Annotated in this window: 2 pseudogenes; both read right to left on the bottom strand. The window is 51.1% G+C overall.

Features of this window, described 5'->3' with window-relative positions:
• Nucleotides 1-1041: pseudogene (locus tag ACTHUR_RS11505) on the bottom strand (hemagglutinin repeat-containing protein); the annotation flags it as partial.
• A gap of 27 nt (nt 1042-1068) precedes the next feature.
• Nucleotides 1069-1173 (bottom strand): annotated as a pseudogene (locus ACTHUR_RS11500) (DUF596 domain-containing protein); the annotation flags it as partial.

Raw genomic sequence — 1173 nt, 5'->3', positions numbered from 1 at the left:
CTGCAAATCCAGCTCGCTTTGCACTTTGTCCGCATCAAATCGGTTTTTCAGGCTGCCTGATTGTTGGCCGGCATCCTCGGTGCGGATGTCGGTGTACGCCAGTTGCGCGGCTTTGTCTGTGCCGTAGCCTGTTTTGGCGAGCTGTCCTGCCTCATCGGTGAGGATGATGTTGCGGGTGTTGATGCCGCTTTTTGTGATGTTGCTTTGACTGTCGCTGTCGCTGCCGTAACCTACTGATGAACTTGCGCCGTTTTTATCGGCTACGCTTGTCAGGTGTTTGTCTTGAGGCTTATTTTGTGCGCTCTGCCCCAGTGTTTCGCCGCTTACGGCAATGCTGGCACCCAATCCAAAACTTTTGCCTTCGTATCGGCTGTGGTTTTGAATGTCGCTATGGGTGAGGGTGGCCGTCTGAAAGCGGTTTTTGCCTTCGTCTTCTGCGCTTTGGCTAGACGTGATGATGCCGCCTTTGAGGTCTGTATGGTTTCCGACCTTGATTTGATAGCCGTCTTCTCCGGCATAAATACCGCTTTGCTCGGTTACGGAGGCATGGTCTGCTTTGATTTTGCTTTGGCTGTAACTGCCGCTTGCACTGAATCCGTAACCGACGGTAACTTGGGCGTTGCCGTTTTGCTGTTTGCTCTGATAGGTTTCAGTATCTTGAACACTTTCTATATGCAGGTTGCGCGTATCTGCCTGTACGCCTTTGCCGATAAGCTGCGCACCTTTGATGGTGGTGGTGCCGCTTTGGATAAGGGTTTGGCTGCCTTTGTCGCCAATATGGCTATGGCGCTGGGTTACACTATCGCCATTGCCGTAGCCTTTGCCGACATTGCCGCCTGCGGTAAAGCCTAATGACCAGCCCCCTTGTCCGAATGATACGGCAGCACCTGCGTTCCAGCCTGCTGATTTGTTTTGGCTGCATTCGGTGTTGCTTTGTTCGGCGGATTGCAGATGGATTTGCTTATCGGCAATCAGGCCGGTTCCTGCTTTACCTGAAACATCTGAGCCCGTGATGTTGATATTGGATTGTTCGCCTGCACCTTGTCATACAGGCTGGTTACGCTGGCTTTAAGCTTGTTTCATTTGTTCTTCGTAAATTTCTATTTTAGGCAATTGTGTCAGTTCAATAGGGCAAGTTGCTCCCCACCAAAAATGCTCTACATAAAACCAAGG

This window comes from Neisseria sp. P0021.S007, from assembly GCF_051956855.1.
This window is presented reverse-complemented; position numbering and strand designations above follow the sequence as displayed.